The following is a 20,481-nucleotide window of genomic DNA, read 5'->3' as shown; positions in this document are numbered from 1 at the left end:
GCAGCCTAGAACGCACCAAAGGTCCAGCCTTCAACGCGGGCGATCTCTGCTGTCAACGTGCGCGGTTCCCAGCGCTCCGGCTCCTTGTGCACTTTGCGCAGCCACGCCGCCGTCAGCAAAGCGTCAGAGGAATGGTCATCAATCTCGCCGATTTGCGCAACCGGTGGACTGTCCAAACCCTCTAGCGCAGCGTTTAGGTCGGCATAGGTAAGCAGTTTCGTCCGCGCACCGCGTCCGCCCATGGTAGCGGCGGCCTCTTTGGCGGCAAGCCCAGTGTAAATCTCCACCAATAGTGATCCGCGCGTCGGATGTTTGGGCGGGATTGGTTGCACCGGCCAGACCGGCAGATGCCCCTTAAGGTGGTGCAGCATGCGCATCCCGGTCAGCGAGCTTTTGCCAACTTGCGCGGCTCCGACGAGGTTGAAATTACTGACCGGGCGGCATTTTTGCGCGCGTTGAGCGGTCTCTGCCTGACGAAAGCGCCCCTCGCGTGAAATGGCATCGGGCAGATGAAAGCGGTCGCCGACCTTGTCCTTGCTGTGTCGGAAATAGCGCGCGGCCTCTGGGTGGCTGAGGAAACTGTGCGCGCCCAAATGCGGGTCATCGGCGCAAATCCGGTCGATCAATTCCCAGAGGCCATTTGCGTGGCGCGGGCTTTCGTCCCAACCCGGAAAATACGCGCCCGCATCGACGAAGGGCAGGCTGATACCGAGGTCAATCCCGACCAAGGTGTTGGAGGGTAGCTCTTCGCGCAGCAATCCGAGCACTTCGGTGCGAGACCAGCCGCGCTGCGGGGGCTCAACCAGCACTGGCGGGCCGCCTTTGGCATCGGCGAGGGCCAAAGCGATGCCACGATGCCGCTCACCCTTTGCACCAGACCAGTCGATCGCCAAAAAGTGATCAAAGCCGCGCATTAAGAGGTCGGACAGCTATCGCCCGGTGTCAGTGCCCAGCCGCCCGCTGGGGCCGCGACATAGGAATCGCGTTTGTATTTTGAGAGGTCGTCCCAATCTGTAATCCGGTCATGCGGTATGGCGGAGAGGTGAAGGCAATCCTCACCTTCCCAGCGATCAATCCGCCAATCGGCCATCGTATGAACGTTGGTATCGACATGAAGCGGGGAGATGCCGCCGGGATAGGTGCGCCATACGGCAAAGCCCTCAAGTCCGCCCCAACCAGCATCGGAGACTTGGATTGCCGCGAAATAGCTTTCTTGCGGCGAAAATATCGGCCTGCTCCCGGTTTCAATTGATGATCCAACCCCGCTGGTGTTGATCAGAATGTATCCTGATGCCTCGTATCCGAACCATTCAAACCCCACAAACTGATCATTGAAACGCTCATAGTTGTTTGCGGAATAAAACCACGCTGTTTCGGTGCAATATATACTGCCCAACTGGGTTTCTATTGCGATCCAGTTCATCGAAGAGCTGGCGAAATCTGTCCAATCCTTTGGTAATGCAATGGGTGCGTCGCGATCAGTGTGTTCCCCCTGGATCGTAGGCTCAGTCGGGCACTGCTTTTGCGCGTCAGGCGGCGAGGAGGTTGCACCGCTTGATTGCGCCAACGCTGGGAAGGTGCAAGCGAGACTCACAAGAGCGCCGCCGATCAATCCCCGCGCAATTCGGCCCGTCTGTTTGCCCACCATTCCATTCGCTCCTTCACTTTGCGTTCAAACCCGCGCTCGACCGGCGCGTAATAGTCCTGAGGCTCCATCCCCTCCGGCCAATAATTGTCGCCAGAAAAGCCGTCCTCCGCATTGTGATCGTAGGCGTAACCTTTGCCATAGCCAATGTCTTTCATCAGCTTAGTCGGTGCATTTAAGATGTTTTGCGGCGGCATGAGACTGCCGGTTTCGCGCGCGGATTTGAACGCGGCCTTTTGCGCGGCATAGGCGGCGTTCGATTTGGGCGCGGTCGCGAGGTAGAGGCAGGCCTGAACAATCGCGAGCTCGCCTTCGGGCGACCCCAGAAATTCATAGGCGTCCTTGGCCGCCAGGCATTGGGTCAGCGCGTTTGGATCAGCCAGACCAATGTCTTCGCTGGCAAAGCGGACCAGGCGGCGCAGCACATACATCGGCTCTTCGCCAGCGGTCAGCATCCGCGCCATGTAATACAGGGCTGCCTGCGGATCGGAGCCGCGCAAGGATTTATGCAGCGCGCTGATAAGGTTGTAATGGCCTTCGCGGTCCTTGTCATAGACGGCGACGCGCCGCTGAAGGAATTGGCCAAGGGCGGCGGGATCAAGCGGTTCAGTGAGCGCTGCGTTGTAGAGTGTTTCCGCCTGACCCAGCAGGAAACGGCCATCGCCATCCGCGCTCGCGATCAGAGCGGCGCGCGCATCCTCGGTGAGGGGAGGGGGCCTTCCAGCGTCTCCGCCCGGGCGAGCAGAGCCTCCAGTGCCTCATGGCTTAAACGCTCCAGGATCAGCACTTGGCTGCGACTGAGCAGTGCGGCGTTGAGTTCAAAACTGGGGTTTTCGGTGGTCGCTCCCACCAATGTCACGGTGCCGCGCTCAACGAAGGGCAGAAAGCCATCCTGCTGCGCGCGGTTGAAGCGGTGGATCTCGTCCACGAACAGCAGCGTGCGTTGGCCTGCGCCCGCCATCTTGTCTGCTTCGGCAAAGGCCTTCTTGAGATCGGCTACGCCTGAGAATACCGCGCTGATCGAGACAAACCGCATACCCACACTGTCGGCGAGCAGACGCGCGATACTGGTCTTGCCCGTGCCCGGCGGCCCCCACAAGATCATGCTGGAAAGCTTGCCTGCCGCCACCATGCGCCCAATTGCGCCAGTCGGCCCGGTCAGATGCTCTTGCCCGATGATCTCGCCAAGGTTGCGCGGGCGCAGCCGGTCCGCCAGCGGCGCGTCATCGCGCGTCTGGTCAGGCCCGCCAGAGGGGCCTCCGGCGGGTGGCGCCGCATCATTTCCGAACAAGTCCGTCATTCGTCTGGTCTGATAAGGCGCTGGTCGGAAAATGCCATCCACCTCTTGTATCGATAGCTCTGAGATATATCTTAAGACTATCAAGAGTTATCGAATTGAATTGAGGAGAGTGAATATGACATGGCAGAAACGGCGCCGCGGCAATTGGAATGGCGGCTGGAATAACCTCGGTCCACTGGTCGCGATGATGGCGTCTTCCGCGGGTGATTGGGAGGAAATCGGCGAGAAAATGCGCGGTGGCGGCTCGTGGCAAGACGGCCCCAAACGGCGCAAGCGCCGGGGCCGGATGTTTGGCCAGGGCGAATTGCGTCTCGCATTGCTGGCGTTGATCAATGAAGAACCGCGCCATGGCTATGAGCTGATCAAGGCGATCGAAGACATGACGGCGGGCGGCTATGCGCCGAGCCCGGGTGCGGTCTATCCGACGCTGCAAATGCTTGAGGAAGAGGGCAAGATTAAACCGGCCAAGTCGAAGGCCAAGGCAGAGGACGGCGAAACGAGCGGTAAGAAGCCATTCAAGGCGACGAAGTCTGGCAAGGCAGAGCTGGCTGAGCGCGCTGAAGATGTCGATCAACTGATGGGCCGGATCAATGAGCACGGCGACCGGGCTGAAAAGGTGAAGGAGCGTTCACCCGATTTGTTCCGCGCGATGGGCAATCTCGGCTCTGTGCTGAAAAACCGCGCGCGCGCCGGAAAACTCGATCAGAACGCGATGAACGAAATTGTCGACATTATCGACGAGGTCGCCAAGCGCATCGAAAGAATGTGAGCGCCGTTAATTAGAGCCTAGCCGCCCGTTCCCTCCGCCCTTCCACCCGGAGCCTACCGGGATAACATCCGGGTGGAAGGGCGGAGGGAACGGGTGGCTAGGCCCGATGGTACGAACGAACAGGCGCGGGCTTCCAGCCCCCGGTTTGCCCGCGCTGCGCCTTTGATATAACTTCCCCCTTCTGAGACTGGGTCGCGTCCATTCTTGGGAGGGAATATCATGGATCAATCTGTCAAAACACCTTGGCACCTGTGGGTCGTCGGGGCGCTTTCACTGTTGTGGAATTCTGGCGGCGTCATCAGTTATACGATGACCAAGCTCGCCGCTTTGGATGGCACCGGCATGCCATCCGAGCAGCTTGACTATTATTACAGCTTCCCGGCATGGGCCACGGCCTTTTGGGCGCTGGGCGTCTGGGGATGCTTCTTCGGATCCGCTGCGCTGCTTTTCAGAAGTCGCTATGCGGTCTGGCTGTTTGGGATTTCGATTATCGGCCTTGTCGGCACCACGATATTTCAGCGCTTTTTTTCGGAAATGCCTGAAACGCTGCAAACCGCTGGGCACACCGTGTTCGCTGCAGCAATCTGGGTGATTACCATCGGGCTGTTTTTCTATGCGCGCTCCATGGCCAAATCAGGTGTGCTGAGATAGAGGGAAGTGCTTGAAGGGCTACAGGCGCGTTAGCAACTAAGCCGCAATCTCTTCTGCCATTTCCTTCGCGATCAGAGCCTCGCGTTCCTGAACCAGTCGGACATACATATCGGCGACCACGCGGTTGATCGCCTCCCAACTGTATTCGCGTGAATTCATTTCGCCCGCTGCGCCGTGGCTCGTGCGCAGTTCATGATCGGTGCAATAGGGCGCGAGTGCCTCGGCGAATGCTTTGGTGTTGCCGGGCGCGACCAAGCAGCCGCTGTCGCCGCATTCCACCAGGCTGGATGCACCTGTGGCTCCGGCCGCCACCACTGGCAGACCGCTGGCCATCGCCTCCAGCGTCACATTGCCGAAAGTCTCTGTGATGGACGGGTTGAAGAAGATATCGCCGCTCGCCAGCGCTTTGCCTAGATCAGCGCCGGTTTGAAACCCGGCGAAAATTCCGCCGGGTAGGGCATCCTGGAACCAGCCGCGCGCAGGGCCATCGCCGATCACAAGCACTTTGTGCGGAGCCTGAAGTTTGCGCAGCTCGATAATGCTGTCGGCAAAGACGTCGAGTCCCTTTTCCATGACCAGCCGGCCAAGAAAGACGATCGCAATGTCATCATCGGCCAGGCCCAGGCTGCGGCGCCATTCCATATCGCGCTTTGATGGATCGAAGATGGTGCGGTCGACCCCGCGCGTCCACAGGCCAATGTCATCATGCATGCCCTGCGCGATCAGCTCTTCAATCATGCTTTGCGATGGGGCGACCAGCGCATCGCAGCGATTGTAGAACCGGCGCAGCATCCACAGCACGGCGGGTTCTAGAAAACCCATTTTGTAATAGCGCGGATAGGTCTCAAACCGGGTGTGAACCGAGGATAGCACCGGAATATCGTGTTCCTGCGCCCATTTGAGCGCCGCGTGGCCGGATGGGTCAGGCGATGACAGATGCACGATATTGGGTTTGAACTTCTCAAGATCGCGCCGGATTTTGCCGTTAAAGCCCGTTGGCAGACGGTATTCGCCGCGCCCCTTCACCGGCATGCGCCAGCTGGGCAGGCTCACCAGATCGCCGGTTGGTTCAAAATCAGGTTCATCCACCGTGGGGGAATAGACGCGCACCGCCGCGCCCAGACCCAGCAGCGAGCCGACAAGGCGATTGAGCGCCTGGTTCGCGCCGTCGCGGGTGTAGTTATAATTGCCGCTGAACAGGGCAATGCGAAGATCGGATATTTCCATGTTGAGCGCGGCATAGAATGTTGCGCGAGGATTTGCGAGTTTGTTTTGCGCGCGCCGGATGGCGTGCGTAAAACATAGACTCCTTCGTTGACATGCGGCGAGACGCCACTACACGCGGCTCCGGGCCACGCGGTCCCAACGCCGCGCGAGCTCTCTGTAAGGAGAGAATACATGACTGAACTACCCGCCGAGCCGGCGCTTAAGCCTGCTCGTCCGCAATTTTCATCCGGTCCGACCGTTAAGTTCCCCGGATGGTCCCTCGACAAATTGAAAACCGAATCGCTCGGGCGCTCGCACCGCTCGGCTGTCGGAAAGTCGCGTCTCAAATACGCAATCGACCTATCCAAAGAGATGCTGGGCGTGCCCGAGGATTACCTCGTCGGCATCATGCCCGCCTCTGACACTGGCGCACTGGAATGCGCGATGTGGACCATGCTGGGCCAAGGCCCCGCGACCGTTGCGGCTTGGGAAAGCTTCGGCAATGTCTGGATCCAAGATGCGGTGAAGCAGCTGAAGCTGCCGAACTTGCAGGTGCTGGATGCCGATTATGGCGAGATCCCTGATCTCCACTCTATTCCGCAGGACAACGACGTTGTCTTCACCTGGAATGGCACGACCTCTGGCGCGAAAATCCCGAACACGGACTGGCTGGAGCCGGGCCGTAAAGGCGTGACCATCAATGACGCCACCAGCGCGATCTTCGCGCAGGAAATGGACTGGGCGAAGCTCGATGCGACAACCTATTCCTGGCAAAAGGTGATGGGATCAGAGGCTCAGCATGGGATGTTGATCCTCTCTCCCAAAGCGGTTGAGCGGATCGAAAGCTATGATCCAGAATGGCCGCTGCCCAAGCTTTTCCGCCTGAAAAAGGGCGATAAGATCAATCGCGGCATCTTTGAAGGCGCGACGATCAACACGCCGTCTCTGCTGGCGACCGAGGATTACATCGCGGCACTCGAATGGGCGCAGGCGCTGGGTGGGCGCAAGGCGATGTTTGAACGCGCCGATGCCAATGCCGCAATCGTGAACGATTGGATCGAGGCGACGCCTTGGCTGAAAAACATGGTCAGCGATCCGGCCAAGCGCACCAACACCGGTGTGTGCATGAAGTTCACCGGCGAATGGTACGAAAACCTGTCGGCTGACGATCAGGCCGCCGTGCCGAAGAAGATCGTAAAAATGCTGGAAGAACGGCATATTGGCTATGATTTCAACGGCTATCGCGACGCGCCACCGTCCCTTCGCATTTGGTGCGGCGGCACGGTCGAGCAAGAGGATCTGAAACGCCTCTTGCCATGGATCGAGTGGGCTTACGCACACGTAAAAGCTGAGCTCTAAGCTAGCTCGGTCACCCTCTTTTAGCATCCGTTCGTCCTGAGCCTGTCGAAGGATGAACTCTTCCGCCCGTCGTTAATGCTTCGACAAGCTCAGCACGAACGAGTCAGGGCAAAGGAAAACAAAATGACCAAACCCAAAGTACTCATCTCTGACAAGATGGACCCGAATGCAGCGCGTATTTTTGAAGAGCGCGGCTGCGATGTTGATGTGATCACCGGTGAGACCCCGGAAGAGCTGATCGCGCGGATCGGCGATTATGATGGCCTCGCAATCCGTTCTTCCACCACTGTCACCCCCGCCGTTCTGGACGCTGCGACCAATCTGAAGGTCATCGGCCGCGCCGGCATTGGCGTCGACAATGTCGACATCCCCTATGCCAGCGGCAAAGGCGTGGTGGTGATGAACACCCCGTTCGGCAATTCGATCACCACCGCAGAGCACGCGATTGCGATGATCATGGCGCTCGCCCGGCAAATCCCGGCGGCGAACGCTCGCACGCAGTCGGGCGAATGGCCGAAGAAGGATTTCATGGGCGTCGAGGTGACCGGCAAGACGCTCGGCTTGATCGGCGCGGGCAATATTGGCGGGATCGTGGCCAGCCGCGCGCTTGGCCTGAAGATGAAAGTGATCGCCTATGATCCCTTCCTGACCGAGGAGCGCGCCGTGGAAATGGGCGCGGAGAAGGTCGATCTCGACACGCTGCTGAGCCGTGCGGACTTTGTCTCGCTGCACACGCCGCTGACCGATCAGACCCGCAACATCCTGTCGCGTGAACGGCTGGAGAATGCCAAGCCAGGCATCCGCATCGTCAATTGCGCCCGCGGCGGATTGATCGATGAGGCGGCGTTGAAAGATTGCCTCGAAAGCGGGCAGGTCGCCGCCGCCGCGCTCGACGTGTTTGCCGAAGAACCAGCGAAGGAAAATCCGCTGTTCGGCGCACCCAATTTCATCTGTACGCCGCACCTTGGCGCCTCCACGACCGAGGCTCAGGTCAATGTCGCGCTGCAAGTGGCGGAGCAAATGGCCGATTATCTGGTCAATGGCGGCGTCACCAATGCGCTTAACATGCCTTCGCTTAGCGCCGAAGAAGCGCCGAAGCTGAAGCCTTACATGGCGCTGGCTGAAAAGCTTGGATCACTGGTGGGTCAGCTGGCCCACGGAAATCTCACCAAGATCAGCATTGAGCGCGAAGGCGCAGCCGCAGCCCTCAATGGCAAGCCGATCAGCGGCGCTGTTCTGGCCGGTCTGATGCGCCGCTATTCCGACACGGTGAACATGGTCAATGCACCGTATCTCGCCAAGGAACGCGGCCTAAACGTTAGCGAAGTGCGCCACGAGCGTGAGGGCGCGTATAACACGCTTGTCCGCGTCACGGTGGAAACCGAACAAGGCCCGCGCTCGGTCGCAGGCACTCTGTTTGGCAACACCGCGCCGCGTCTGGTGGAGATTTTCGGGATCGGTATCGAAGCCGATCTGGATGGCCACATGATGTATGTCGTCAACGAAGACGCACCTGGCTTCATCGGTCGCATTGGAACGCTGCTGGGTGATCACGGCGTCAACATTGGCACTTTCCACCTGGGCCGCCGCGATGCGGGTGGTGAGGCGGTGCTGCTGCTCTCGCTCGATCAACCTGTGACGGATGAAGTCGTCGCCGAGGCTGAAAAGGTCGAAGGCGTGAAGCTGGTCAAAGCACTGGAGTTTTAAGGCTTTTTCTCTCACGGCAATCCGGCCCACTATTTAGCGGGCCGGTGCCTCCGAGGGGCGGCCTAGCCGGCCGGCGGGCAGTCGCCCTTGCGGTTCGCGGTGCGAACCGATGCAATATTCCGTTCGCCCTGAGCTTGTCGAAGGGCTGCTCTTATTCTAGCGCGCACCTGTATGACCAATACCGACAATCTCCTGCCCGTTGGGCTTGCCGACCGTTTGCCCGCCACGGCAAGCCGCATCACCCGCGCCATGCGCGCCAGCCTGGATGCGCTGCAAGCCCACGGTTATGACCGGGTGCGCCCACCGCTGCTCGAATTTGAGCAATCCCTGGCCGCGCGTATGGAGGGGGTGAAGACCCGCAACGCCTTTCGCTTTGTTGATCCAGACAGCCTGCGCACGCTCGCCCTGCGTAGCGACATTACCCCGCAAATCGGGCGCATCGCGGCGACCAGCATGGCAGATGCCCCGCGTCCGCTGCGCCTCGCCTATTGCGGCGACACTGCTCTGATTCGGGCGGACCAGCTCGACCCCGCGCGAGAGCGCCTGCAATTGGGCGCGGAGCTGATCGGGGCGGACACCGCAGAGGCAGCGGGCGAGATCGTCGCGCTGGCGGTGGAGGCTCTGCGCGCAGCGGGTCTGACCGGGATTTCGGTCGATTTCACTTTACCCGATCTGGTCGACACTTTGGCCGCGAAAGCGATGCCGCTGACCGCTAAGCAAGCCGAGGATGTCCGGCGCGAGCTCGATACCAAGGATGCTGGCGGGCTGAAGCAGGTGGGCGGCGAGGCCTATTTACCGCTGCTTTATGCGACCGGCGATTTTGCCGAGGCACGCGACAAATTATGCGCGATTGACGCAGGCGGCGCCTTGTCCAGCCGGATTAAGGGGCTTGAGGCGATTGCCGCGCGGGTGGGTGACGCTGAGCGCATCACGCTCGACCCAACAGAACGCCACGGTTTTGAATATCAAAGCTGGTTCGGCTTCACGATCTATGCCGAGGGCGTGCGCGGAGCGGCTGGGCGCGGCGGCACATATCGGATCGGCGGCAGCGACGAGGCCGCAACCGGCTTCACGCTCTATGTCGATGCCGTGGCTGAGGCTGCGCCAGAGGCGGAGGCGGCGAGCACGCTCTATCTGCCAGCGGGCTATGACGAAGACACTGCCGCGCGCCTGCGCGCGATTGGGTGGCGCACGATTGCGCAGCTCGGCGAAGGCGAAGACGCGAAGGCGCTGGGCTGCACGCATGTGCTGGACGGCACCGAGGCGGTGCCGCTTTAGGGCGCTGTGCTATTGCGTGATCTTGCGCTCGGGTCAGAATCAAAACACCAGGTACGTCACCCTGAACTAGGTTGGCCTTTGGCCAGCTGCGCTTCCAGGATAACCGCCGCAACTAGCGCGAGACTGAGGATGTCGTCCCGGATCAAGTCCGGGATGACGATGCGCGAGAACACGAGGACGCCGAATTTTCCTACTCAGCGCCCGCTCGCTAAGGATGGCGTATGCTTTTGCTCCCCGTTCTCCAACCTCCCACCAATCGACTAAATCGATCAATCGCCCCATCTGTGATCGATTGGGTTTTTGGCCCTGTACTGTGTTCCAGCCGTTCCAAGCGTGCTTCACTAGCGATGGACGGAGGCGCTCTTGTGGTTCCGCACGCTATCCAGCGTGCGATGTCCTCGCGGTTTGCGGACAAGTCCGCGCCGCTGCGGGCGGCCAGTCGGCCTTGCGGCGCTGCGCGCCGTGTTCCGCGACCAAGCCAGATGCAAAGCTCCAAGACGCTTGGCGCAAGGTCGCTGGCCGGGAATGGGTCGAGACCGCAGGTCTCGCAAGGGCGCGCGCCCGCCCGCAGGCCCGGCAGGGCCGAGGATATCGCACACCGGATGGTGTGCGAAACACAAACACCATCTTGCTCTTGCCCGCGCGACGCCCTAGGTCCGCGCGGTTTGTCGGGTCACACCTTCCCTACCGAATCAGCATGAAAGTAGAGCATGGCTAACGTCACCGTAATCGGCGCCCAATGGGGCGATGAAGGCAAAGGCAAGATCGTCGATTGGCTCGCCAGCCGCGCCGACGCCGTTGTCCGCTTCCAAGGCGGGCATAATGCCGGCCACACGTTGGTGATCGATGGTGAGGTCTACAAGCTCAGCCTGCTGCCATCGGGCATCGTCTCTGGCACGATGAGCATGATTGGCAATGGCGTGGTGCTGGACCCGTGGGCGCTGCGCGAGGAAGTGCAGAAGCTGGAAGGGCAAGGCGTCGCGATCAACGACGACAATCTGGCGATTGCTGACAATTGCCCGCTGATCCTGTCGGTGCACCGCGATCTCGATGCACTGCGCGAGACGGCCGCGGGCAAGGGCAAGATCGGCACGACTGGGCGCGGGATTGGCCCGGCTTACGAAGACAAGGTCGGACGCCGCGCGATCCGTGTGTGCGATCTGGCGCATCTCGACCGGCTGGAGCCACAGCTGGATCGGCTGTGCGCGCACCATGACGCCCTGCGGGCAGGCTTCGATCAACCGCCTGTTGACCGTGAGGCGATCCTGGCCGAACTGCGTGATGTTGCCGACTTCGTCCTGCGCTTTGCTCAGCCTGTGTGGAAACGCTTGAAGAAAGTGCGCAAGGCGGGCGCGAAGATCCTGTTTGAAGGCGCGCAGGGCGTGCTGCTGGATGTCGATCACGGCACCTATCCCTTCGTCACCAGCTCCAACACCGTCAGCGGCACGGCCGCCAGCGGCAGCGGGCTTGGCCCCAATGCCACCGGCTTTGTGCTGGGCATTGTGAAGGCGTACACGACGCGGGTCGGCAGCGGTCCGTTCCCGACCGAGCTTGATGACGAGATCGGCCAGGGCATTGGCGAGCGTGGCCATGAGTTTGGCACCGTAACCGGGCGGCAACGGCGCGTCGGCTGGTTCGATGCGGTTCTGGTGCGGCAAACCTGCGCGATCAGCGGCGTGACCGGGATTGCGCTGACTAAGATCGATGTGCTCGATGGGTTGGAAACGGTCAAGATCTGCACCGGATACCGGCTGCGCGGCAATGTGCTCGACTACTTCCCGAGCCATTCGGCGGATCAGGCCGAGGTGGAGCCGATCTATGAAGAGATGGAAGGGTGGAGTGAGAGCACCGTGGGTGCGCGTTCCTATGTCGATCTGCCAGCCAATGCGATCAAGTACATTCAGCGCGTGCAGGAGCTGATCGAGACGCCAGTGTCTCTGGTGTCGACCAGCCCAGAGCGCGACGATACGATCCTGATGAAGGATCCCTTTGAGGACTAGGTTGGTCCGGCTGGCGCAGCAACCGCGTCCCTGCTTGGGACATGGGAAGCGATGCGCAATTGCGCGTGGGGTGACCTCGCGTTACTCTGAACCCGTATGAAGCGCTTGTTTGCCTTGATTGCTCTGATGCTTGCCGCGTCCTGCGTTGGCCCATCGAGCGAAACTTCAGCGGATGCTACGCCGGATGCTCGGGTGCATACCGGAGCCTATCCGATACCACCTGCGGGCGCATCGCGCAGTGTGCCGAGGCGCGGCGCGCGCTTGGCCGACTACCTCATTGTCGACAAGTCAAAGCGGATGCTGGTCGCCTACAACAATGGCCGCCCGATCCGCGCCTATTACGGATTGCAGTTTGGCGATGCGCCAGCGGGGCACAAACGCTTTGAGGGCGATGAGCGCACACCAGAGGGCCTTTACACCATCGACACACGCAACCCGCGTAGCAGCTATCACCTCAGCCTGCGGATCAACTACCCCAACGCAAATGACCGCAACTTTGCCGCTCAATATGGCCGTTCGGCGGGCGGTGACATCTTCATCCATGGCCAACCGAATGGCGCGGGCCGGCGGATGCGCGGGGATTGGACCGATGGGTGCATCGCGCTCTCTAACGCAGAGATTGAGGAGCTGTGGCGCCTCGTGCCCGATGGCACTCCGATCGAGATCCGGCCCTAAACGCGGTTAGCTATCGCGCTCTTCGGAAAGCAGCGCGACTTGCACTTGCAGCTTCTTCACCTCGCGCAGGATCGTCAGCATGTTCATGCGGGCAAACATCCATTCTTTGACGAAGCCTTGCATCACAACGAGTCCTATCGAAAGCAGACCCCATCCAACCATGGGTTCGAAGCCATCGGCCGTGACTGCACGATAGACTGCATAGAGTATCGCAATGCCGACTACGACTGCGACTGCAAAAACCAACTTGGCCCAGCCTCCTAAATTGCCGCTCATGCTGTCGCCGATCATTTCGAACAGGCCGCGATCTTCTTCAAGCTGGCCGAGAAAGGCTTGATCGTCATCGTCAAGCGCGTCTTTGATGCGGTTATCAGTGCTGGTCATCATATGTCTCCTTCAGTCGGTTCGGATAGCGCCGCCTTCAATTTGCGGCGCGCGTGAAACAGGCGGCTTTTGGCGGTGCCCATCGGGATCGATTGCACCGCGGCGATTTCATTGAGCGTCAGCCCCTCCGCAAAGTGCAGATGCGCCGCAAGCCTTTGATCCGGCGGCAGACTGGCAAAGGCCTGCCGCAGCGCGAGCGCGTCGTCCTGAGTAGCCCCTTGCGCTTCTTCTGGTTCAGCTTGCGCTGTCTTACCCCGTTCGCGAATGCGCTTGCTCAGATGGGTCGCTCCGCGCCGGTGCAGGATCGCAAAGGCATAACTGCGAAACCGCGCCGGATCGCGCAGACCATCAATGCCTTTCCAAATCCCGATCCAGCATTCTTGTGCCAGATCGCACGCCAATTCGCGGTCGTCGGTGTAACGATAGGCCGCTCGGATCAACCGAGTATTCCAGCGTTTATGCAACCGCTTTAGCGCTTTTGGATCGCCTTGCTGCACCATCACGACGAGCAGTTGGTCGAACAAAATGCCGGGTTTCGGCGGGGCAGGGCGAGTTTGTTTGGTCATTACTGGAGTAGTCGCTCAATAGGCGCGAAAGGTTCAATGACTTCGATCAAATTGCTTCACATCTGCAAGAATTCTTGACTTGGACATGTTTTGTTCTACTTGTGTTTCATCTAATCAAGGAGGCGACTCGATGGCTCAAGCAGATTTTTCGTATGATGTGGCACCTGACCCGACTGCAGAACCCGCCAGTATCGCGGTGTTTGCTGATCGGCCCGCGATGCGCGGTCAGATCGCCGAGGATTTGGTTGGTGCAGGGTTTCGGGTGGCCGACGGTGGTCCGATCGCTGATCTGCTGGAGGGGCAAATTCGGTTGCTCAGCGACGTAGTAATGATCGATTGCCCGGAGGTCGATGCGCGTACTTTGGCCGTGCTGGCGCGATTGGATATGCGGGCAGCGGAATGTGGATCACAATTGATCGTTTCTACCTCGCTTGAGGCGCTTGATGATGTGTTTGCGGCTCTTGATCAGTCAGATGCTCAATTGCTGGTGAACCCATCTCGGGCTGATCGTATCGTGGCGATAGGCCGTATACTTTCGCATGTGCCGAATGCTCGCGTGCGAGAGATGAGTGAGGAGGATCGACTTACCCTGCTGCGCCTTTCGGAGCAGGTTGATGTGATTGCGAACAAACTAGAAGGGTTATCGCATGAATCTTGGGAGTCCGGTGAAAAACAGTCTCAGAGCTTGAGTGACGTGAAGAGAGATTTTCACGGGGTTGAGAGCAATGAGAATGGTTGGGGTAGACAAGATTGTGCCCGTCCATCGTTGCCTGATCCTCGGTTGGTGCGTCAGATTATCGCCAATCGTCAGACTCGTGCTCGATTCTTTGATGCGGAACTGTTCGCCGATCCGGCCTGGGATATGCTGCTGGATCTGACTGCGGCTCACGCTGAGCATCGCCGTGTCTCGGTTACCTCGCTGTGTATTGCGGCGGGAGTTCCGGCGACGACGGCGCTGCGCTGGGTCCGGCAGATGGTTGATAGCGGCATTTTCGTGCGGATCGCTGACTCCACGGATAAACGCCGGGCATTCGTCGCCCTTAGCGAGGCGAGTGCAGATGGCATGGCGAGCTATTTTGCGGCGATAGACGCCCCGCTGAACCTGGCGGCCTGAGTTGGCGACTTAAGCCTGCTGGTTAGCGTCGTTTTGCCAGCGTAGGATCACGGTGAGTGTATTGCGGCTCTCGCTGAGCGCAAATTGCTCAGCGGCGCTGGGACAGAGCGGTGGTGAGCTGTCGTCGCCGTTACTAGCACTAACTTGCCGCGCGTTGGGGCAAGTGCTGACATCGCAGTCAATGCGAATGGCATCGGCCCGTGCGCGGGCCAGGATGGCGGCGGGAATATTGCCGATTGCGCAGACCGCATCCGCTTCGCCCAGCATGCGTGATTGTCGAACAGTCAGGTCTTCCGGGTCTGCACTGGATATGATGAACTCTGCTGTTTCGCTGCTTTGCGCCTCCAATGCACCATCGAGCCAGTCGGTCACACCGCCGGGTGATTCCGCGACCAAGGCGTCCAATGCACCGCCTTCTCTCAGGGCCTCGTCCAAGGCCCGTCGTCTGTCGCCGCCATCGGGAAAGCGGGCCCGCAGTTTTGCTCGCGCCGCGAATAAGGCCTCCGCTAACTTTCCAAGGCTCTGCGGCAAGATCCGCTCCAGCCTCAGCCTGATGTGTTTCGCTAGGCCCGCTGATGCGCCGCCCGTTCCAACCGCAATTAAGACAGGGTTGCGGTCAAGTATGCTCGGCGTTGTGAAATCGCACAGGTCAGGCTTGTCGACCACATTCACGATCATCCCGGCGCATCGCAGGTTGATCGCTGCCACTTCGCACGCCTTCGCGTCATCGTAAGCGACAAAGGCAATGCGCACCCCTTCATCCACCGCCTGGGCCATATCATCCACGATGACTCCACCCGCTCGCTCGACCAGCCGGCGTTTGGGTTCTGCCGCTTCGCCTTCGCCCAGAACCAATACCTTTTGCCCGGCAATCCGGTGAAATAGTGGAAGGCTCTGAAGTTCGCTCATCGGGCTTTAGCTACTCAAGCAAGCCAGTCGGGCACGCGCTCGGCATCCATAATCGCGCCCGCATCGATCCGGTCCGCGACCACCGCGAACTTGTCGCCGTCCACCAAAACTTCGGCCACAAATCCGCGCGAATTGTAGCTGGAGGCCATTGTCGCGCCATAGGCACCTGCGGTGCGGAACACGGCGAGTTCGCCGCTTGCCAGTTCGTCGCATTCGCGGCCCATCGCGAATGTATCGCCGGTTTCGCAGATCGGCCCGACGATGTTTGCGGTCATTTGAGATCCGCCTGGCTCAACTGCTTCGAAGTGATGATAGGCGCCGTACAGCGCAGGCCGCGCGAGGTCATTCATCGCCGCATCGACGATCACGAACGGATTGTTGAGCCCGCGTTTCACGCGCACCACACGGGTCAGCAAAACGCCTGCATTGCCTGCAATCACTCGGCCCGGCTCAAAGATCAGCTTTACGCCCCAATCCTTCGTCACTCGCGCAACCATCGCACCATATTCAGACGGTGGGGGCAGTTTCTCGCCTTTTCTGTATGGAACGCCCAGGCCACCGCCTAGGTCGACATGGGTGATATTATGGCCCGCACCGCGCAGCGATGTGACCAGCCGACCCAATTTTTCAAAAGCGCGCTCCAGCGGAGCTATATCTGCCAATTGGCTGCCGATGTGCACCGCGACACCGCGCATGTTCACGCCGGGCGAATGGGCGAGTTTGCCAAAGATTTGGCCGGCTTGATCAATCGGTACGCCAAATTTGTTATCCGCCTTGCCGGTGGAGATCTTGTCATGTGTTCCGGCATCGACATCCGGATTGATGCGCAGCGCGCAGTCCGCCGTCATCCCCATACTTTCAGCGACTTCGGCGAGCTCCAGGCCCTCTTCTTCGCTTTCAATATTGAACTGTCCAATGTTCGCCTCGAGCGCGGCGGCCAGTTCTGCACGGGTTTTGCCAACGCCGGAAAAGACGATCTTCTCGGGCGCAATTCCGGCTGCAATGGCCCGGCGCATTTCCCCGCCGGATACGACATCCGCGCCGTACCCCTGGCGTTGCAACACTTTGAGCACAGCGAGGTTGGGATTGGCTTTGACCGCGAAGGCAATCAGTTTGTCCGGTACGCCGTCCAATGCCTCGCGAAAGACGCGTGCGTGGCGCTCCAACGTGGCGCGTGAATAGACATATACGGGCGTACCAACCTCATCCGCGATACGCGGCAAGGGTACGTCTTCGGCATGCATGACGCCGTCTTTGAGGGCAAAATGGTCCATATTTCGTGTGCTTTATTCAGGGGGAGATCAAACGGGTCGTCTTCGCGCTCTTCAGAGCGGCGGCGCAGCTCCACGCTGCGTTCTGGCGCGGCGAGGGCATCGCGTTCCAGCAATTCTTCTGCGTTCGGCGGAGTCTCAGCGCCGCGCGGGGCCACCGGCAGGCTCGCACCTTGTGGGGGATTCAGGTCCCCGCGGGCACCGCATGCGCTGATTGCAACCAGTAGTGGGATCATGATCAATTTTCGCATTATCCATCCATCCCTAGCTCGGCGCGGGCGCGTTTCACCTGAGCCTTTACCTGCTCCGGCGCGGTCCCGCCATAGGAAGCGCGCGCGGCGACCGAAGCGTCGACGGAAAGGGCCGCAAACACTCGTTCATCGATCCGTGCGTCAATTTCACGAAGGTCCTCAAGTGGCAGCTCATCTAGCGCGCAGCCACGCGTCTCCGCCAGCTTGACCGCCGCACCGGTGATATGATGCGCCTCGCGAAATGGAATGTCGGCCTCCGTCACTAGCCAATCGGCCAGATCGGTCGCCGTGGCATAACCGAGCTCGGCGGCCTGGCGCATCCGCTCGGTCTTGAACGTGCTGCCTGCGACCATACCGGTCATCGCCGCAATGCTTAAGCCCATCAGGCTGGCGGCCTCGAATACGGGCGGTTTGTCATCCTGCATATCCTTGGAATAGGCGAGCGGAAGACCCTTCATCGTGACCATTAAGGCCGTAGTACAACCGATCACCCGGCCCGCATGGCCGCGCACCAGCTCTGCGGCATCGGGGTTCTTCTTTTGCGGCATGATTGAGCTGCCTGTGGAGAGCGCATCCGCCATGGTGACAAAGCCAAAAGGTTGGCTCGCCCATAGGATGAATTCCTCTGCAAGGCGTGAGAGATGCACGGCGCAGGTTGATGCGGCAAACAGGAAATCCATCGCAAAATCGCGGTCAGAGACGGCATCGAGAGAATTGGCTGTGGGCCGGTCAAAGCCTAACGCCTTGGCGGTCATATCGCGGTCGAGCGGGAAGCCTGTGCCAGCCAGAGCGGCGGAGCCAAGCGGGCTCTCATTCAGGCGAACGCGGGCGTCCGCGAGGCGCGAGCGATCCCGCCGCAGCATCTCGTAATAGGCCATCAGATGATGACCCAGCGTCACGGGCTGCGCGGTTTGCAAATGGGTGAAGCCGGGCATCACACTGCTAGAATGCTCATCGGCGCGGGTCACCAAGGCGCGCTGCAATTCCGCCAGCCCTGCGTCCATTTGGTCAAACGCCTCGCGCACCCATAGCTTAAAATCGGTTGCGACCTGATCATTGCGGCTGCGCGCGGTGTGCAGGCGGCCAGCGACTGGTCCGATCAGCTCGGTCAGGCGCGCTTCCACCGTCATGTGGATGTCTTCCAGGCTCCAGTCCTCTGGAACCCCGTCGCGCTCATATTCTGCCGCGATGGTTTGGAGGCCGCTGTCAATCGCCTCGGCGTCTTCGGCGCTGACGATGCCTTGCGCCGCCAGCATGGCGATATGGGCGCGGCTGCCGGCGATGTCTTGCCGCCACAGTGCCTTGTCGAACGGGATCGAGGCATTGATTTCGCGCATGATCGCACTAGGTCCATCTGAGAACCTGCCGCCCCACATCGTGTTGGATTTGCTCATGTCGCTTCGTTCGCCGTTCTTTGCTTTGGCCGCATTGATGCCATTGATGCTGCCTCTTGCAGCCTGCGATAGGGCGCAGGGCGATGGCGCGCAACAACAGGGTGAATTGGCGGGCGAAAAGCAGAACTCAACCGAAGCCGAAGTGGGCGAGATTGACCGCGCGCAAGCGGGCACTCTGCTACCCGATTTGACGTTCATCGATCCTGATGGAGAAGTGATCGAATTTTCAGCACTTAAGGGACAGCCCGTATTGCTCAATCTTTGGGCGACGTGGTGCGCGCCGTGCAAGGTTGAGATGCCTTCTCTGGACCGGCTTGCTCAAGAAATGGGCAGTGATTTGCGTGTAATTACAGTGAGTCAGGATATTCGTGCTGCCGAGGTTGTGAAGCCATTTTTTTCAGAGCAAGGCTTTGAGATGCTCGAACCCTGGCTTGATCCGCAGGGCACTCTCGACCGCGCGCTCGATAATGGCGGGGTCTTGCCCCTGACAATCCTGTTCGATGGGGAGGGGCGCGAGATATTGCGCGTTAAAGGTGGCTATCACTGGGACAGCGAAGATGCGTTGGCGCTGATCTCTGAGGAAATTGCCGAATAATCAGGAGCGGAGAGACCCAGCGATGCGAGCGGCCAGCCAAATAGCCCCGACATCAAGAGCGACTGGATGCGCGAAATCGGCCAGATTTGAGAAATTGGCGCGAGCACTCTGTCACGCAGCAGCGGTTTATACACACCATCCGATTGATACAGCGGCGTGAAGAACGCTGTGATCCACTGATATAGATCAACATGATCGCGGCGCCATGACGCGGCGAGCCGCAGTTTTTCGCCAAGCGTGCGCCCTTCGGCCAGCCCGCGTTTAAGCGACCACGCATCTAGCAATGCCATATTCGCACCCTGGCCCAATTGTGGGCTGGCGGAATGCCATGCATCGCCAATCAAGATCATTCGCTCATGAACCGGGCGCTTGGCTGTGCGATGGGCATAGCGCGCAAAGGTCAGCTGATCGCGCGATGTGATGCGCGCCAGCAAAGCCTCGGTCTCCGGCCAGAGCGCGATAACGTCGGCCTTCCATTCTTCCAGCGGAGTGTCGCGCCATCTTTGATAGTCTGAGACCTTGAGCGACCAGAAAAAGGCAGCTTCAGGCGAGGTGTCGGCGCGGCGCGAGCCGATCGGGAGCACGCCGACCATTTGCGCTGCTCGGCGATAACGCTGCTCCAACAGGCCTGTATTGAATGGATCGTCCGGTTGTAACGGCAGGCTCGCCCACAATGCACCAAATTCCAAGATGTTCTTGGGCTTCGGATCAAACACGCTCGACCAACCGCTGGCATCGACGACAAGATCGAATTCTTCCGATTCGCTGCCATCTTCAAACCGCAGGCGCCGCCCTTTATTGCTGAGTGTGCTGCCGGTAATTGCGCGCCCAGTTTTGATTTCAATGCGATCGTTCTGAACGGCGCGGTAAAGCACATCGAACAGGCTGGCGCGGTGGATGCCGATGCCAAATGCGCCTGGCAGGCCCAATTGATCATAATGCGCATCCAGCGCGGTGCGGCCATGCTCTTCCAGGCCTTTCAGTGCATGAACACGCGATCCGCGGGCTGCGACTTCGTCGGCCAGTCCAAGCTGCGCCAGCACCGCCAGCCCCGTGGGTTGGATCATCAGACCAGAGCCAACTGGGCCGGGCTCATTGAATTGATCAAACAGGCAAACGCGGTGTCCATCGCGGTGCAGCATTAGCGCGGCGGCCAGGCCCGCTGGCCCGCATCCCGCGATCGCAATTGTGTGCCCCATCATGGGAACACGCCTTGCCGCCAATTGGCGTTCAGGTCGAGGGTTTTAGGTGGGGAAATTTTGGATGGGTCCGCATCATTTTGGGCTGCAAAATGATGGTGGGCGATGACAGGCTCGAACTGCCGACCCTCTCGGTGTAAACGAGATGCTCTACCAACTGAGCTAATCGCCCGTTCCGTTGAACGGAAGAGGCGCTTCTAGCGGGCAT

Annotated in this window: 18 protein-coding genes, 1 tRNA gene and 1 pseudogene; 9 read left to right on the top strand and 11 right to left on the bottom strand. The window is 60.0% G+C overall.

Features of this window, described 5'->3' with window-relative positions; all coding sequences use genetic code 11:
- Positions 1-5 precede the first annotated feature (5 nt).
- From AC0V6O_RS11565 to AC0V6O_RS11555, 3 genes and pseudogenes are all read right to left on the bottom strand, one after another.
- Positions 6-914 (bottom strand): hypothetical protein, encoded by a 909-nt coding sequence (locus AC0V6O_RS11565; RefSeq protein ID WP_486144139.1) that lies wholly within the window; start codon positions 912-914, stop codon positions 6-8.
- Positions 914-1,648: a hypothetical protein gene (locus tag AC0V6O_RS11560; protein WP_486144137.1), complete on the bottom strand. Its 735-nt coding sequence runs from the start codon at positions 1,646-1,648 to the stop codon at positions 914-916. Before AC0V6O_RS11560 ends, AC0V6O_RS11565 begins: the two co-directional genes overlap by 1 nt.
- Positions 1,609-2,945, bottom strand: a pseudogene (locus tag AC0V6O_RS11555) (replication-associated recombination protein A). Before AC0V6O_RS11555 ends, AC0V6O_RS11560 begins: the two are co-directional and overlap by 40 nt.
- A gap of 115 nt (positions 2,946-3,060) precedes the next feature.
- On the opposite strand from AC0V6O_RS11555, the gene AC0V6O_RS11550 reads away from it, so the two are divergent.
- Complete coding sequence (locus AC0V6O_RS11550) at positions 3,061-3,714, top strand: PadR family transcriptional regulator (RefSeq protein WP_472639410.1); 654 nt, start codon at positions 3,061-3,063, stop codon at positions 3,712-3,714.
- A gap of 219 nt (positions 3,715-3,933) precedes the next feature.
- Complete coding sequence (locus AC0V6O_RS11545) at positions 3,934-4,365, top strand: hypothetical protein (RefSeq protein ID WP_472639409.1); 432 nt, start codon at positions 3,934-3,936, stop codon at positions 4,363-4,365.
- Positions 4,366-4,401: 36 nt separating this feature from the next.
- Here AC0V6O_RS11545 and AC0V6O_RS11540 read toward each other — a convergent pair whose 3' ends face one another.
- Positions 4,402-5,592 (bottom strand): glycosyltransferase family 4 protein, encoded by a 1,191-nt coding sequence (locus AC0V6O_RS11540; protein ID WP_486144134.1) that lies wholly within the window; start codon positions 5,590-5,592, stop codon positions 4,402-4,404.
- Positions 5,593-5,763: 171 nt separating this feature from the next.
- Here AC0V6O_RS11540 and AC0V6O_RS11535 point away from each other — a divergent pair, with 171 nt between their 5' ends.
- The 5 genes from AC0V6O_RS11535 to AC0V6O_RS11515 all read left to right on the top strand — a co-directional run bounded on the left by AC0V6O_RS11535 (position 5,764) and on the right by AC0V6O_RS11515 (position 12,590).
- On the top strand, positions 5,764-6,930 hold the full coding sequence (locus tag AC0V6O_RS11535) for a phosphoserine transaminase (protein WP_486144132.1): 1,167 nt from the start codon (positions 5,764-5,766) through the stop codon (positions 6,928-6,930).
- Positions 6,931-7,053: 123 nt separating this feature from the next.
- Positions 7,054-8,637, top strand: coding sequence for a phosphoglycerate dehydrogenase (gene serA, locus AC0V6O_RS11530; RefSeq protein WP_472639406.1), 1,584 nt, complete (start codon positions 7,054-7,056; stop codon positions 8,635-8,637).
- 171 nt (positions 8,638-8,808) lie between these two features.
- Entirely contained in the window at positions 8,809-9,915 is a 1,107-nt protein-coding gene (locus AC0V6O_RS11525) for an ATP phosphoribosyltransferase regulatory subunit (protein WP_486144130.1), read from the top strand.
- 710 nt (positions 9,916-10,625) lie between these two features.
- Positions 10,626-11,915: an adenylosuccinate synthase gene (locus AC0V6O_RS11520; RefSeq protein WP_486144128.1), complete on the top strand. Its 1,290-nt coding sequence runs from the start codon at positions 10,626-10,628 to the stop codon at positions 11,913-11,915.
- A 96-nt stretch (positions 11,916-12,011) separates the two neighbouring features.
- Entirely contained in the window at positions 12,012-12,590 is a 579-nt protein-coding gene (locus AC0V6O_RS11515) for a L,D-transpeptidase family protein (RefSeq protein ID WP_486144126.1), read from the top strand.
- Between the two features lie 6 nt (positions 12,591-12,596).
- Here AC0V6O_RS11515 and AC0V6O_RS11510 read toward each other — a convergent pair whose 3' ends face one another.
- On the bottom strand, positions 12,597-12,977 hold the full coding sequence (locus tag AC0V6O_RS11510) for a DUF6768 family protein (protein WP_472639402.1): 381 nt from the start codon (positions 12,975-12,977) through the stop codon (positions 12,597-12,599).
- Positions 12,974-13,540 (bottom strand): RNA polymerase sigma factor, encoded by a 567-nt coding sequence (locus AC0V6O_RS11505; RefSeq protein WP_486144124.1) that lies wholly within the window; start codon positions 13,538-13,540, stop codon positions 12,974-12,976. Before AC0V6O_RS11505 ends, AC0V6O_RS11510 begins: the two co-directional genes overlap by 4 nt.
- Positions 13,541-13,670: 130 nt before the next feature.
- On the opposite strand from AC0V6O_RS11505, the gene AC0V6O_RS11500 reads away from it, so the two are divergent.
- Positions 13,671-14,654 (top strand): MarR family transcriptional regulator, encoded by a 984-nt coding sequence (locus AC0V6O_RS11500; protein ID WP_486144122.1) that lies wholly within the window; start codon positions 13,671-13,673, stop codon positions 14,652-14,654.
- 9 nt (positions 14,655-14,663) lie between these two features.
- Here AC0V6O_RS11500 and AC0V6O_RS11495 read toward each other — a convergent pair whose 3' ends face one another.
- The 3 genes from AC0V6O_RS11495 to argH form a co-directional block, all read right to left on the bottom strand.
- On the bottom strand, positions 14,664-15,563 hold the full coding sequence (locus AC0V6O_RS11495; protein WP_486144120.1) for a precorrin-2 dehydrogenase/sirohydrochlorin ferrochelatase family protein: 900 nt from the start codon (positions 15,561-15,563) through the stop codon (positions 14,664-14,666).
- A gap of 14 nt (positions 15,564-15,577) precedes the next feature.
- The gene (lysA, locus tag AC0V6O_RS11490; RefSeq protein WP_486144118.1) at positions 15,578-16,837 is read right to left on the bottom strand and encodes a diaminopimelate decarboxylase; all 1,260 of its coding nucleotides are present in this window, start codon (positions 16,835-16,837) and stop codon (positions 15,578-15,580) included.
- Positions 16,838-17,084: 247 nt separating this feature from the next.
- A complete protein-coding gene (gene argH / locus AC0V6O_RS11485; RefSeq protein ID WP_486145611.1) occupies positions 17,085-18,461 on the bottom strand; it encodes an argininosuccinate lyase in 1,377 nt (458 codons plus the stop codon).
- Positions 18,462-18,477: 16 nt separating this feature from the next.
- Between argH and AC0V6O_RS11480 the strand changes: the two genes are divergently transcribed.
- Positions 18,478-19,074 (top strand): TlpA family protein disulfide reductase, encoded by a 597-nt coding sequence (locus tag AC0V6O_RS11480; protein ID WP_486144116.1) that lies wholly within the window; start codon positions 18,478-18,480, stop codon positions 19,072-19,074.
- On the opposite strand, the gene AC0V6O_RS11475 is transcribed toward AC0V6O_RS11480, so the two are convergent.
- Complete coding sequence (locus tag AC0V6O_RS11475; protein ID WP_486144114.1) at positions 19,020-20,276, bottom strand: FAD-dependent oxidoreductase; 1,257 nt, start codon at positions 20,274-20,276, stop codon at positions 19,020-19,022. The two genes, AC0V6O_RS11480 and AC0V6O_RS11475, sit on opposite strands and share 55 nt — an antisense overlap.
- Before the next feature lie 93 nt (positions 20,277-20,369).
- A tRNA-Val gene (locus AC0V6O_RS11470) sits at positions 20,370-20,445 on the bottom strand.
- Positions 20,446-20,481 lie beyond the last annotated feature (36 nt).

It is taken from the genome of Erythrobacter sp. JB2-19, assembly GCF_057365005.1.
The sequence above is the reverse complement of the archived record's forward strand: the minus strand, read 5'-3'. Positions and strand labels throughout refer to the sequence as shown.